The 14,213-nt window shown below is 73.5% G+C and carries 9 protein-coding genes; 3 read left to right on the top strand and 6 right to left on the bottom strand.

Features of this window, described 5'->3' with window-relative positions:
* Positions 1 to 67 precede the first annotated feature (67 nt).
* Entirely contained in the window at positions 68 to 1,792 is a 1,725-nt protein-coding gene (locus ACZ3IL_RS12870; RefSeq protein WP_467389552.1) for an acyl-CoA dehydrogenase family protein, read from the top strand.
* Positions 1,793 to 1,885: 93 nt separating this feature from the next.
* Here ACZ3IL_RS12870 and katG read toward each other — a convergent pair whose 3' ends face one another.
* Entirely contained in the window at positions 1,886 to 4,150 is a 2,265-nt protein-coding gene (gene katG / locus ACZ3IL_RS12865) for a catalase/peroxidase HPI (protein ID WP_467389550.1), read from the bottom strand.
* Between the two features lie 254 nt (positions 4,151 to 4,404).
* Between katG and ACZ3IL_RS12860 the strand changes: the two genes are divergently transcribed.
* Positions 4,405 to 4,821, top strand: a complete 417-nt coding sequence (locus ACZ3IL_RS12860) for a Fur family transcriptional regulator (protein ID WP_467389548.1) — start codon at positions 4,405 to 4,407, stop codon at positions 4,819 to 4,821.
* Between the two features lie 65 nt (positions 4,822 to 4,886).
* Here the strand turns inward: ACZ3IL_RS12860 and tpx are convergent, their stop codons facing one another.
* The 4 genes from tpx to ACZ3IL_RS12840 form a co-directional block, all read right to left on the bottom strand.
* Complete coding sequence (tpx, locus tag ACZ3IL_RS12855; RefSeq protein ID WP_467389546.1) at positions 4,887 to 5,417, bottom strand: thiol peroxidase; 531 nt, start codon at positions 5,415 to 5,417, stop codon at positions 4,887 to 4,889.
* An 88-nt stretch (positions 5,418 to 5,505) separates the two neighbouring features.
* Positions 5,506 to 8,514 (bottom strand): tetratricopeptide repeat protein, encoded by a 3,009-nt coding sequence (locus ACZ3IL_RS12850; RefSeq protein WP_467389544.1) that lies wholly within the window; start codon positions 8,512 to 8,514, stop codon positions 5,506 to 5,508.
* Entirely contained in the window at positions 8,515 to 10,377 is a 1,863-nt protein-coding gene (locus tag ACZ3IL_RS12845; protein WP_467389542.1) for an HSP90 family protein, read from the bottom strand.
* A gap of 118 nt (positions 10,378 to 10,495) precedes the next feature.
* Positions 10,496 to 11,473, bottom strand: coding sequence for a hypothetical protein (locus ACZ3IL_RS12840; RefSeq protein ID WP_467389540.1), 978 nt, complete (start codon positions 11,471 to 11,473; stop codon positions 10,496 to 10,498).
* Between the two features lie 265 nt (positions 11,474 to 11,738).
* Here ACZ3IL_RS12840 and ACZ3IL_RS12835 point away from each other — a divergent pair, with 265 nt between their 5' ends.
* Positions 11,739 to 13,385 (top strand): glycosyl hydrolase family 8, encoded by a 1,647-nt coding sequence (locus ACZ3IL_RS12835; RefSeq protein WP_467389538.1) that lies wholly within the window; start codon positions 11,739 to 11,741, stop codon positions 13,383 to 13,385.
* Positions 13,386 to 13,458: 73 nt separating this feature from the next.
* Here the strand turns inward: ACZ3IL_RS12835 and ACZ3IL_RS12830 are convergent, their stop codons facing one another.
* Positions 13,459 to 14,049 carry an isochorismatase family protein gene (locus ACZ3IL_RS12830; RefSeq protein WP_467389536.1) on the bottom strand — a complete coding sequence of 197 codons (591 nt, stop codon included), beginning with the start codon at positions 14,047 to 14,049 and terminating at the stop codon, positions 13,459 to 13,461.
* Positions 14,050 to 14,213: the final 164 nt, after the last annotated feature.

The raw sequence follows: 14,213 nt of genomic DNA, 5'->3' as shown, positions 1-14,213 counted from the left end.
AAGACCCCTCCACCCACCGCACCACCCACCGCACCACCCATCGACCCGAGCCGGAAAGGCGGACGTCATGGCCGACCCGCTGCTGTTCAACCCGCACACCTACGACCCCGCGCACTTCGACCCGGAGACCCGCCGGCTCCTCCGCGCCACCGTCGACTGGTTCGAGGCGCGCGGCAAGCGCCGCCTCATCGAGGACTACCGCACCCGCGCCTGGCTCGGCGACTTCCTCGCCTTCGCCGCGGAGGAGGGCCTCTTCGCGACCTTCCTCACCCCGTCCTCCGCCGCCGGCGAGGACGAGGGCGACAAGCGCTGGGACACCGCCCGCATCGCCGCCCTCAACGAGATCCTCGGCTTCTACGGCCTCGACTACTGGTACGCCTGGCAGGTCACCGTCCTCGGCCTCGGCCCGGTCTGGCAGAGCGACAACGCCGCCGCCCGCGCCCGCGCCGCCGGACTCCTCGCCCAGGGAGAGGTGTTCGCCTTCGGCCTCTCCGAGAAGTCGCACGGCGCCGACATCTACTCCACGGACATGCTGCTCACGCCCGACGGCGAGGGCGGCTTCCGCGCCACCGGCTCCAAGTACTACATCGGCAACGGCAACGCGGCCGGACTCGTCTCCGTCTTCGGCCGCCGGACGGACGTCGAGGGCCCCGACGGCTACGTCTTCTTCGCCGCCGACAGCCGCCACCCGGCGTACCACCTCGTCAAGAACGTCGTCGACTCCTCGAAGTACGTCAGCGAGTTCCGCCTGGAGGAGTACCCGGTCGCCGCCGAGGACGTCCTGCACACCGGCCGCGCCGCCTTCGACGCCGCCCTCAACACCGTCAACGTCGGCAAGTTCAACCTGTGCACCGCCTCCATAGGCATCTGCGAGCACGCGATGTACGAGGCCGTCACCCACGCGCGGAACCGCGTCCTGTACGGCCGGCCCGTCACCGCCTTCCCGCACGTGCGGCGCGAGCTGACCGACGCGTACGTCCGGCTCGTCGGCATGAAGCTGTTCAGCGACCGGGCCGTCGACTACTTCCGCACCGCCGGTCCCGACGACCGCCGTTACCTCCTCTTCAACCCCATGACGAAGATGAAGGTGACCACGGAGGGCGAGAAGGTCATCGACCTGATGTGGGACGTCATCGCCGCCAAGGGCTTCGAGAAGGACACCTACTTCGCCGAGGCGGCCGTGGAGATCCGGGGCCTGCCGAAGCTGGAGGGCACCGTCCACGTCAACCTGGCGCTGATCCTCAAGTTCATGCGCAACCACCTGCTCGACCCGGTCGCGTACGAGCCCGTCCCGACCCGCCTGGACGCCGCCGACGACGCGTTCCTCTTCCGTCAGGGGCCCGCCCGGGGCCTCGGCTCGGTCCGCTTCCACGACTGGCGTCCCGCCTACGACGCGTACGCCCACCTGGCCAACGTCGCCCGGTTCCGCGAACAGGCCGACGCGCTGTGCGAGTTCGTCCTCAAGGCCGCTCCCGACGAGGAGCAGAGCCGTGACCTCGACCTCCTCCTCGCCGTCGGCCAGCTCTTCGCGCTCGTCGTCCACGGGCAGCTCGTCCTGGAGCAGGCCGCCCTGACCGGCCTCGACGAGGACGTGCTCGACGAGCTGTTCGCCGTCCTCGTCCGCGACTTCTCCGCGCACGCGGTCGAGCTGCACGGCAAGGACTCCGCGACCGAAACGCAGCAGCTCTGGGCGATCGGCGCCGTCCGGCGCCCCGTCGCGGACGGGGCGCGCTCGGAGCGGGTCTGGCGGCGGGTCGAGGCGCTGTCGGGCGCGTACGCGATGACGCCCTGAGCCTCCGGGCCGCCGCCCGGGGCCGGACGGGCTTCCGTCCGGCCCCGGGATCCGGGCCGGACGGCGGGGGAGCCGTCCGGCCGCGGGAGGGGATCAGGCGAGGTCGAACCGGTCCAGGTTCATGACCTTGTCCCACGCGGAGACGAAGTCCCGCACGAACTTCTCCTTCGCGTCGTCGCTCGCGTAGACCTCGGCCAGCGCGCGCAGTTCGCTGTTGGAGCCGAAGACGAGGTCGACGCGGGTGCCCGTCCACCGGACCGCGCCCGTCGCGGTGTCGTGGGCCTCGAAGAGGTTCGCGTCCCCCGCCACCGGCTTCCAGACCGTGCCCATGTCGAGCAGGTTGACGAAGAAGTCGTTCGTCAGGGAGCCCGGGGTCGTGGTCAGGACGCCGTGCCTCGACTGCTGGTGGTTCGCGTCCAGGACGCGCAGGCCGCCGACGAGGACCGTCATCTCGGGGGCGCTGAGGTTCAGCAGGTTGGCCCGGTCGACCAGCAGGAACTCGGCCGGGAGGCGGTTGCCCTTGCCGAGGTGGTTGCGGAAGCCGTCCGCCTTCGGCTCCAGGGCGGCGAAGGACTCCACGTCGGTCTGCTCCTGGGAGGCGTCCACGCGGCCCGGCCGGAAGGGGACCTCGATCTCGACGCCGGCGTTCCTGGCGGCCTGCTCGACGCCCGCGGTCCCGGCCAGCACGATCAGGTCGGCCAGCGAGATCCGCCTGCCGTCGGTCCGGGAGCCGTTGAACGCGTCGCGGATGCCCTCCAGGACGCGCAGCGCCGCCGACAGCCGGTCCGGGTCGTTGACCTCCCAGCCGATCTGCGGCTGGAGACGGACGCGCGCGCCGTTGGCCCCGCCGCGCTTGTCGCTGCCGCGGAAGGAGGAGGCCGACGCCCAGGCGGTGGAGACCAGCTGGGAGACCGACAGGTCCGAGGCGAGGACGCTCCTCTTGAGGGCGGCGACGTCCTCGGCGTCCACGAGTTCGTGGTCCACCTCGGGCAGCGGGTCCTGCCAGAGCAGCACCTCGGACGGGACCTCGGGGCCCAGGTAGCGGGAGACCGGGCCCATGTCACGGTGCGTCAGCTTGAACCAGGCCCGCGCGAAGGCGTCCGCGAACTCCTCGGGGTTCTCGTGGAAGCGCCGGGAGATCCGCTCGTACGCCGGGTCGAAGCGCAGCGACAGGTCGGTCGTCAGCATGGTCGGGGCGTGGGTCCTCGACGGGTCGTGGGCGTCCGGGACCGTGCCCGCGCCCGCGCCGTCCTTCGGCCGCCACTGGTGGGCGCCGGCGGGGCTCCTGAACAGCTCCCACTCGTAACCGAAGAGGATGTCGAAGAAGCTGTTGTCCCAGGTGGTCGGCGTGTTCGTCCAGGTGACCTCCAGGCCGCTGGTGATGGTGTCGCCGCCCTTGCCGGTGCCGTGGGAGTTCGCCCAGCCCAGGCCCATGGCCTCGATCGGCGCGGCCTCGGGGTCGTCGCCGACGCTCTCCGACGGACCGGCGCCGTGGGCCTTGCCGAAGGTGTGCCCGCCCGCGATGAGCGCGACCGTCTCCTCGTCGTTCATCGCCATCCGGCGGAAGGTCTCCCGGATGTCGCGGGCCGCCGCGACCGGGTCCGGACGGCCGTCGGGGCCCTCGGGGTTGACGTAGATGAGGCCCATCTGCACGGCGCCGAGCGGCTCCTCCAGCTCGCGGTCGCCGGTGTGGCGCTCGTCCTCCAGCCAGGCGTTCTCGGGGCCCCAGTAGACGTCCTCGTCGGGCTCCCACACGTCCGCGCGGCCACCGGCGAAGCCGAAGGTCCTCAGGCCCATCGACTCCAGGGCGACGTTGCCCGCGAGGATCAGGAGGTCGGCCCAGGAGAGGTTCCGGCCGTACTTCTTCTTGACCGGCCACAGCAGCCGGCGGGCCTTGTCCAGGTTGACGTTGTCCGGCCAGCTGTTGAGGGGGGCGAAGCGCTGCTGGCCGGCGCCGGCGCCGCCGCGGCCGTCGCTGACGCGGTACGTGCCCGCGCTGTGCCAGGCCATCCGGACCATGAGGGGGCCGTAGTGGCCGAAGTCGGCGGGCCACCAGTCCTGCGAGGTCGTGAGCACCTCGGCTATGTCCCGCTTCACGGCCGGGAGGTCCAGGTTCCCGAACGCCTCGGCGTAGTCGAAGTCCTCGCCCAGCGGGTTGGCCACGGCGGGGTTCTTGGCCAGGATCTTCAGGTTCAGCCGGTTCGGCCACCACTGGTTGTTGCCGCCGCCCTGGGTCGGATGGGCGGCGCGGCCGTGCGCGACCGGGCAGCCGCCTCCGGTTTCGTCCAGCTTCGCGTCCACGACGATCGCGTCGTGGTTCTCGGGCGCCTCGTTCTCGGGCACGCGGTTCTCAGACATCGGAATCCTTCCGGACCTGGTGGACGACAGTGCTCGGGAAGGGGGATCGGCGGAGCGGTCGGGCCGGGTCCGGAGGGCCGTCCCGTTCCCGGTCCCCGCCGCGCTGACGTCTTCCTGTCCCTTGGCCATCAACGGAAGCGATCCTACGATGGACCTTGTCCAAGTCAAGAACAATGTCAAATCATTGTCCGAGGAGCACCGGTCGCGCACCGGCCGCCCCCCGGACCCCGCCGAGGCCGAAGAGGTGAACCGACATGAGCGACCTGCTGGAACGGCTGCGATCCCGGGGCTGGCGGATGACCTCCCAGCGCCGGGTGGTCGCGGAGGTCCTGGCCGGTGAGCACGTGCACCTCACGGCGGACGAGGTGCACGCGCGGGCCGCCGAACGGCTGCCGGAGATCGCGCGGGCGACGGTCTACAACACCCTCGGCGAACTCGTCGCCCTGGGAGAGGTCGTGGAACTCCCCGCGGAGGGAAGGGCCAGACGCTACGACCCGAACGCGCACCGGGCCCACCAGCACCTGGTCTGCTCGGGCTGCGGGACCATCCGGGACGTCCACCCGGCCGGGGACCCGCTGGCCGCGCTGCCGGAGGCGGAACGGTTCGGCTTCGCCGTGGAGAAGGCCGACGTGACGTACCGGGGGCTGTGCCCGGACTGCGCGCGGAAGTGAGCCCGTACGACGGAAGGGGCCCGCCGCCGGCACCGGCGACGGGCCCCCTCCGGGGACGGCGACGGTCACTTCAGGACGGCCAGCGCCTCGTCGTAGGAGGGCTCGTCCGCGATCTCGTCCACGAGCTGCGCGTGCAGGACCGTGTCGTTCTCGTCCAGGACGACGACCGCGCGGGCGGTCAGGCCCGCCAGCGGGCCGTCCTCGATGTCCACGCCGTAGTCCTTGTGGAACGCGCGGCCGCGCAGCGTCGAGAGGGTCTTGACGTTCTCCAGGCCCTCGGCACCGCAGAAGCGCGCCTGGGCGAAGGGGAGGTCGGCGGAGACGCAGAGCACCACCGTGTTCTCCAGCTCCTCCGCCCTCTTGTTGAACGCGCGGACGGAGGAGGCGCACGTCGGGGTGTCGACGCTCGGGAAGATGTTGAGGACCTTGCGCATCCCGGCGAAGTCCTCGAGCGACGCGTCGGCCAGCCCCTCGGCGACGAGCGTGAAGCCGGGTGCCCGGCTGCCGGGGGCCGGCAGCACGCCGCCGACCCGCACCGGGCTGCCCTTCAGCGTGACCTGGGCCATGGAGATCTCCTTCGGACGTACGAGTGACAACGGAGGGAATCGTACGGAGTCCGGGCCGCCCGCGCGGTCGCGCCCCGCGGACGGGCCCGGCCCCCCACGGGACGCGACCGCCGGGCACTCAGTCCCGGGGCCGCGCCAGGTACTCCTGCCGCAGGGCGTCCAGGACGCGCGCCGCCTCGGGATGGCCCGCCGCGCGGCAGCGCGCCGCCGCCGCCGTCAGCCGGACGACGGCGTCGTCGAACCGGCCCAGGCCGTTGCCCTCGACCAGGGCGGCGAACCGGACCGCCTCGGCCCTGGGCAGCTCGCCCCGCTCCCCGCCCTCCTCGTGGACGGCGACCGCCGCCCCGGCCTCGGCCAGCGCCTCCTCGAAGCGCTCCGCCTCCGCCAGGACGCGGGCCCGCCGGTAGTGCACCTCGCCGCGCTCGTACCAGACGGCGAAGTCCTCGGCCTCCTCCGTCAGCCCGGCCAGGACCCCGTCGGCCCGCTTCAGGTGGTCCAGGGCCGCCTCCACCCCCTCGGAGCCCCGCGCCGCCACCGTGAGACGGGCGAACTCGCGCGCCATCAGCGCGATCAGGGGCGGGTTCGGCGCCTCGGCGTGCGCGGCGACCGCACGTTCGTACGCGGTGTCCGCCGCCTCCCAGCGGTCGGCCATCGCCAGCGTGGTCGCCGTCTCCGCCGCCACCAGCGTGCGGATCGGGCCGTCCTCCTCCCACGTGGCGACCGTGTCCGCGAGCCGCAGGAACTCCTCGGCGGCGGGCAGGTACTCGTCCAGGTCCCGCAGCCCCCGCGCCAGCGACAGCCGCACCTGGGCCGCCACCCGCTCGTCCAGCGAGGACGCCGCCCCGTGGGAGAGGACCGACTCCAGGACGGCGACGGCGTCCGCCTGCCGCCCCGCGCGCGTCAGCACGTCCGCGAGCTGGAGCCGTACGTCCGCGGCCTCCCCGGGCTCCCCGTCCCGGTCGAACCGGGCGGCCGCCTCGGAGAGGTGGCGCACGGCGCCCGTGAGGTCCCCCAGGTGCGAGGCCGCGTGGCCGAGCAGGGAGTACGCCGGAGCCAGCGGGAAGTCCGCGTCGTCGTACCGGACCGCGTCCGCGATCGCCCGGTGCAGCAGCTCCACCGCCTCCGCGGGCTCCTGCCGGGCCAGCGCGAACTGGGCGAGCATGGCGCGCGGACGCGCACCGCGCCAGGGCCGGCCCGAGGCGTCGACGTCCGCCAGGGCCGCGCGCAGCTCCGACTCGGCGAGCGCGGCGTCGCCCCGCCGCCCGGCCACGTCCGCGACGAACTGGCGCGCGTTCGCCACCTGGTGGGGGACGGACAGGCGTTCCGCCTCGGCCCGCGTCCTCCGCGCGGACTCCTCGAACCGCTCCAGGACGGCGGCGGGCACCTCCGGCATCCGCCGCATCACCTCCTGGTACGCGGCGAAGGTGTGGGCGTACAGCACGGTGAGGTACTTCAGCACGCGTTCCGCCGCCGCCTCGTCACCGGCCGCGGCCTCGCCCTCCCCGTACACCCCGTCGGCCGGGGGAGCCCCGGCCCCGAGGCGTTCCGCCTCGCGCAGCGCCTCGTCGAGGCGGGCCCGGGCGGTCCCGGCCGCCGCGCCGGAACCCGCCGCGCCGTCCCCCTCCCGCGCCGCGTCCCCGTCACCGGAGGCTCCGGCGGCGTTCGCCCACGCGTGGGCCCGGGCGGCGAGGGCGTGCCACGGCATCCCGATCCGCTCGTAGAGCGCGGCGGCCTCCTCCAGTGCGGCGGTGCCCTCCGCGTCCCGGTCCTCCCGCGCGTGCTTCTGCGCGCGCCACATGGCCAGTTCGGCCCGCAGCAGCTCCTCCGGGCCGAGCCGTTCGTCGTGGACGGCGGAGCCGTCGGCGAGCCTCCCGGAGACGAGGGACCACAGTTTGTCGGCCCCGGGGTGGCCGCGGCGCGTCATGGTCCGCGCCTCGCGCACCAGGGCGTTGAAGTCCTCCGGCACGCCGGGGACGGCGGACGCCGGGGCCGTGCCCGCGCCCGCCGGGGTGCGGACGGCGGCGGTCGTCCGCAGTCCGAGCGGCAGCGGCTCGTCGAGCGGCGGGCGCTCCCCGAGACGCCGCCGGCGGCGGTCCCCGACGGCCGTGGTGCCGTTGCGCGCGTCGAAGGCGCCGGCGAGCCGGTCCGCCTCGGCGCGGACGTGCGCGAGCAGACCGTCCGCCGTCCAGTTCCGGCCGGGCGGACCGGCGACGGGCGTCTCCCCGTGTCCGTCCTCCACCAGCCGGGCGAGCAGCACCTCCACGCCGGTGAGGAAGCCCAGCCGGTCCAGGGGCGCACCGGTCGCCCCGAACAGCGGGCGGTTCTCCGCGAGGACCTCGAGGCCCCGGCCCTCGTTGCGCGAGAGGGCGCAGAACTCCAGGTGCAGACCGACCTCGCGCTGCATGCCGGTGTTGCCCCGGATCCGCCGGTAGCCGGTGAGGTGGTGGGAGCGGGCTTCGTCCGTGCGGCCCAGGCGCAGCAGCGGCAGCAGGGCGCGCGCCTGGCTCATCTGCGGTTCCTCGCTGCAGGACTGCGAGCCGTCGAGGACCGGCCGCCAGATGTCGAGGGCCCCCGCGTCGTCCCCCGCCGCAACGCGGTACGAGGCGTGGTGCCGGGTCTCGCAGGCCTCGCAGTCGCTCAGGTCGGTACGGGGCCGGGTGGCCCAGAGGTCGTAGGCGTCGGCGACGCCCTCCCCGGTGTGGGCGGCGATCTGGTACCGCATGGCCGCCACCGGCTGCATCCCGTGCCCGGCCTCCTCGTACCGGTCCCGCATCCGGTCCACCCAGCCGCGCACGGTGTCCAGCGGCACCTCCGGCACCTGGAGCAGGGACGTCGTCACCCACTTGAAGCGCCAGAAGACCTGATGGGCCTCCCACGTGCTGAAGGACCCCGGGGCGGTGTCCCACAGCTGGAGCAGCCGGGCGAAGACCACGGGGGACTTGCGCTGCTCGCCGGTGAACTCGTACGCCGTCATCAGCTCCAGGAGGGCCGTGACGAGGGTGTCGGGCTCCTCGAAGACCCCGGCGGCCTCGACCAGCTCCTCGGCGGTGACGGTCCGGTGCGTCCCGTGGGGACGCTCGTGGTTCTCGCGCAGCGCCTCGACGACGGCCTCGGGCGTGTCCAGCATCTACAGTTCCTTCCGGGGCTCGGAGCCGGGTGCCGCCGCGTCCGGACGGTGCATGGCGTGGGTCAGCAGGCCGATGAAGGCCCGGTTGAGCAGGGCGCTCTCGCTCGCCCGCAGCGGGCGGCGGCTGAGCAGCAGCGCCTGGCCGTAGAGCGCTTCGGCGGTGGTCACGGCGAGACCGCGCTCGCTGATCGTGATCGCCTGGCGGACCAGCGGGTTGAGGTGGTTCAGGACGAGCTGGGCGCGCGGGGCCTCCTGGCGCAGCGAGCCGAGGATGTCGGCCCACAGGCCGTCGCTGTCGGCCGCCAGGTCCGCTCGCGTCCGCTCGTGGCGCGCCTCCCGGTTGTCGAGAAGGAGGGCGGGCGCGGTGACCGGCTGGAAGTCGCGCAGGACGACGTCGCAGTCGTGGACGCCGATCGTCTCCCGGGCGACCGCGAGGAAGGCGGCCGCCCGCAGTTCGGCGGCCGGGTCCACGGCGTCCAGGTGCGCGGTGACCGTGGCCGGGTCGAGGTCCGTGACGGACGTGCCCGGACGGATCTCGGGCAGCCGGTGCACGAGGTCGCGGTCGTAGGTGTAGCCGCCGTTGACGACGCCCAGGCCGGCGGCCGAGGCGATGGGGGCGACCTGGCGGAACTCCTCGACGCTCCGGGTGACCAGGACCGTCGGGTGCGTCCGCGCGAACTCCTCCAGGGTCACGTTGCCGTCGGTGGTCTCGAACGGCAGCCACGGCAGCACGACGCGCAGCAGCTCGTCGTCGTACCGGGCCAGGGCCTTGACCGCGAGGTGGTGGGTGTCGATGAAGCGGTGGAGCAGGGCCGGATCGCTGGCGGCGAGCCCGGTGAGCCAGTCGCGTATCCGGTCCCCCAGGGCGTCCCGCACGGCGGACAGGGTGCCGTCCTCGTACAGCGCCTCCCGCGAGGCGGTGGGCCGCAGGCTGGTCGTGTCGACCACGCAGCGCACGAAGAACGCCCACTCGGGCAGGAGTTCGGGTGCCTTGTCGGTGAGCAGCATGCCCTTGAGGTGGACCCGGTGCCCCGCGCGCTGCGCCGGGCTCACCGCCGTCGGCAGCACGTACGCGACCCCGCGCAGACCGGCCGCCGGGAGGTCCAGCTCGATGCTGTCGAGCGGGGTGAAGTCGAACAGGTCGCGGCAGTACGCGGTGAGGGCCTCGCGGCGCGCCAGCGGGGAGCGGTGGCTCCGCTCCCACGGCGGCGCCTCGTCGATCCGGTGCGCCTCGCCCCGGGAGCCGACGACGGTGACCTCGTGCCGCAGGAGCCCGCCGTAGTGCCGGGCCAGCCGGACGACCTGCTCCGGGCTCGTCCACTCGGCGTTGTCGGCGCGCGGGACGAGCCGGACGGTGGTGCCCGGCGCGGGCGCCTCCGCGGCGGGCAGGTTCCGGATGGTGTAGCGGCCGTCGGAGTGGCCGCGCCACTCCACGGCGGGCGCCGACGGGTCCGCAGCGGACCGGCTGACCACCGTGATCTCGTCGGCCACGACGAAGCAGGCGAGCAGACCGATGCCGAACTGGCCGATGAACTCCCCGCGCGCGGCGTCGAGTCCGGCGCCGTCCAGGACGCCCTCGGCGGTCCGCTTGGAGCTGCGCCCGATGGTGGCGAGGAACCGGTGGACGTCCGCCTCGGTCAGGCCGACGCCGGTGTCCGTGACGGTGAGCGTGTCACCCGTGCGCACGGTGATGGTGCCGGGCGCGGCGGGGTCGAGCGCCTGCCGGGCGGTGATGGCGTCCACGGCGTTCTGGAGCAGTTCGCGCAGGTAGACGCGGGGGCTGGAGTAGAGGTGGTGGGAGAGCAGGTCGACCAGGCCGCGCAGATCGACCTGGAAGGTGTGCGCCGACTCGGAAGGAGGCACTGGGGAAGTCCTTCGGTGAACACGCCCGTGCCGACGGGCGGGAGGAGGGGACGGGGGTACGGAGGGGACAGGGGGGAGCGGAGGGAGGGACCGCGCCGCGCGCCGCCCGCCCGCCGGTTCAGCGTCCGGCGGCCGAACGCCGCTCGCGGTAGGCCGCGACGGGGTCGGAGCCGTTCAGGTAGGACCAGGGGAACTCGGTGACGCGCCCCCCGGTGGCGCGGAAGCACTCCCGCGCGGCCTCGCGGTCCCCGGCGAGCGAGAAGGCCATGGCGAAGCTGTTGAGCACCTGGAGCCGGCCGCTCCGGCGGACGGAGTCCGGGTGCCGGTAGGAGTGGTCCGCGGCCTCGTGCAGGGACGCCACCACGTCGGGCCGGCGGATGTAGGCGGCGTCCGGTCCCGGGTCGAGGGAGAGCCATTCCTCCAGGTGCGCGACCGCGACGAGCTGGCCGAGGAGCGTCCCGGCGGGCGCGCCGAACGCCGACGCGCGCGCGAAGGCGTGCATCTCCTCGTGCGAACCGCCCCACTTCTCGCAGACCTGCTGCAACTGCTGCTGGTGCGCCTCCAGGTGGTGCGGGGCGCGCCGCACCGTCGCCTCGAACCGGCGCCGTGCGACCTCCGGCCCGACCTCCAGGCCGCGCCCGCTGACCTGGAGGCAGTACCAGGGCGAGGCCCATCCCGGTTCGCGCTCCGCCGCCTCGTACAGATGGCGTTCGGCCGTGCGCAGCCGCGCGTGGAAGGTCTCGAACCGCTCCCGCGAGACGTCCTTGGCGCGGGCCCCGGTCCGGGCCTCCCAGCCCCAGCTGACGTGGCGGAGGCCCGCCACGAGCCGGGGCAGCGCCGCCTCCGGCTCCGCTTCGACCACCCCGGTGATCCACTCCTCCACGCCGGCGGTGTCGCAGACCGCCCACAGGAGGTCCGTCCGGCCCTCGCTCTCGGGGCGCGCTTCGAGCACCTCCCGCACGGTGGCCCAGTCCGCCGCCGCGGCCGCCTCGCGGGCGCGGGCCGCCTCGGGGCCGCCTTCGTCCTTCTCCAGCCGCGCGACGGGCCGTCCCGCCCTCTTCCCCAGCGCGAGCCCCCATTCACGGAGCAACGCCATGTCCCCACCCCTTGCCGTGTGCGAACGGGGCGGCCGGTGATCGTCCGCCCCGTGGGGGTAGTGACTATCACGCGGGTATGACAATCGCACATCCGTTTCCCCCCGGGCCCGGGACGCCCGCCGCCCCCGGTCACCCCCTCCGTCACCGGCCGCCCGGCGACCCCTCTCCGTGCGGGGTCTTGCGCGGGACCCCCGCCCTCTCTACTCTCCGCCGTTGGTTAGGAAATATTCCTAACCAACATCCCTGAAGAGAAAGGGAGTTGCCATGCGTCGACGAAGCGCCTCGCTTCTCGGGCTCGCGGGTCTGCTGGCGTTGCCCCTGACGGTCCTGCCGCAGGCGCGGGCCGCCGACGGCCCGGTGTCCACCGGAAAGCCGGTGACGGCCTCGTCCGTCGAGACCCCGGCCTTCGGCGCCGGGCTCGCGGTGGACGGGAACACGGCCACCCGCTGGGCGAGCCTCGAAGGGGTCGACCCGCAGTGGATACGTGTCGACCTCGGGGCCGAGCACACGATCTCCCGCGTGAAGCTCACCTGGGAGGCCGCGTACGCCAAGGCGTACCGCGTCCAGACCTCGGCCGACGGGTCGACCTGGACCGACGTCTACTCCACCGGCACCGGCGACGGAGCGGTCGACGACCTGACGGTCTCCGGCAAGGGCCGGTACGTCCGGATGTACGGGACCGGGCGGGGCACCCCGTACGGCTACTCCCTCTGGGAGTTCGAGGTGTTCGGCACGCCGTCCTCCGGGGGCGGCGGCGGTGGCACGGCCGTCCCCTTCGGCAGCCACCTCAGGCCGTACACCGCCGGCACGCTGAAGCCCTCCGGCTCGCAGGCCGTGCTCGACCAGAAGGTCGTCGACTACTACAACAAGTGGAAGGCCGCCTTCGTCCGGCAGAACTGCGGCAACGGCTGGTACCAGGTGTACTCGCCCGACGCCGACCACCCGTACGTCGCCGAGGCCCAGGGGTACGGCATGGTCGTGACCGCCACCATGGCGGGCGCCGACCCGGACGCGCGGAAGATCTTCGACGGACTCGTCAAGTGGAAGATCGACCACCCGTCCTCCGTCAACCCGGACCTGCTCGCGGCGGAACAGAACGAGGACTGCGTGAGCGTCTCCGGCGGCGACGGCGCCACCGACGGCGACATGGACGTGGCCTACGGCCTGCTCCTGGCCGACAAGCAGTGGGGCAGCGCCGGCACGTACGACTACAAGGCCCTCGCGCTCAAGCACATCGCCGCGATCAAGAAGGACGAGCTCAACCCGGCGACCAGGCTCCTCAAGCTGGGCGACTGGAGCAGCTCCGGCGACCAGTACTACTACGTCTCCCGCACCTCGGACTGGATGGCCGACCACTTCCGCGCCTTCCGCACGGCCACGGGCGACACCACCTGGGACGCCGTGCGCACCGCGCACCAGACCCAGATCGCCCGTCTCCAGTCCACGTACGCCTCCGGCACCGGGCTCCTGCCCGACTTCGTCGTCAACACCGACACCACGCCCAAGCCCGCCCCGGGCAAGGTCCTGGAGCACGACAACGACGGCTTCTACTGGTGGAACGCCTGCCGCACGCCGTGGCGCATCGGGGACGACGCGGTGACCAGCGGGGACGCCACGTCCCTCGCGGCGGCGCGGAAGCTCAACGGCTGGATCAAGGCGAAGACCGGCGGCGACCCGAACAGGATCGGCATCGGCTACAAGCTCAACGGCACCCAGATCTCCTCCGGCGGCGAGGCCGCCTTCTTCGCCCCGTTCGCCGTGGCGGCGATGACCGACCCGGGAAGCCAGGCCTGGCTGGACGCCCTGTGGAGCAAGATGCTGAACACCCCCGTCGACACGAGCAGTTACTTCTCGGCGAGCATCCAGCTTCAGGTCATGATCACGGCCTCGGGCAACCACTGGGTCCCGTAGGACGCGGGCCGGGAACACGGCGAGGGGGTGGGCCCCGGCACCGGCCGGGGCCCACCCCCTCGCCCCCCGCGGGTCAGACGAGCACCACCGGCCTGCCGCTGAGCTCCACGCCCGCCGCCCGCAGCTCGTCGAGCGCGCGCTCGGTGGTGGCCTCCGTGACCCCGACCGTGTGGTCGAGGAGGACGCGCACGGCGAAGCCCGCCCGGACGCCGCCGAGAGCGGTGGCCTTCACGCAGTGGTCCGTGCCGATCCCGACGACGTCGACGGCGTCGACCGCGCGGGCGCGCAGCCATTCGTCCAGCGGCGTGCCGCTCTCGGTGGCCCCCTCGAAACCGCTCTTGGAGGCGGAGTGGGCCCCCTTGAAGAAGACCTCCTCCACGGCGCCGGAGGCGACGACGGGCGCGAAGTCCGGGTGGAACTCGGCCCCCTCGGTTCCGGCGACGCAGTGGACGGGGAAGGAGTCCTCGAAGTCGGGCTCGTCCGAGAAGTGGTCGCCCGGGTCGACGTGGTGGTCCCGCGTGGCGACGACGTGCGCGTACCGGCCGTCCGTGCTCCGGATCAGCTCGGCGATGGCGGCGGCCCGGTCGGCCCCGCCCCTCACGGGGAGGACGCCGCCCTCGCACAAGTCCTTCTGTACATCGACGACGATCAGGGCACGGCGCACGGGAGCGGCCTTTCCTCAGGGGGTGGAAGAAGTCGCTCCATGATCGCGTCCCCGCCGGTCGCGGTGCGAGGCGCGCGCCCGCTGTTCACCCGATGGGGATCATGGAAAGGGGTGCCCGTCCGGAGGACCGTTCCGCCGCACTCCGGAGGGGGCCGCCCGGCGCC

This window comes from Streptomyces sp. NPDC014907, from assembly GCF_055562975.1.
Note: the sequence above shows the minus strand (reverse complement) of the source record. Positions and strands in the feature narration are given on the sequence as shown.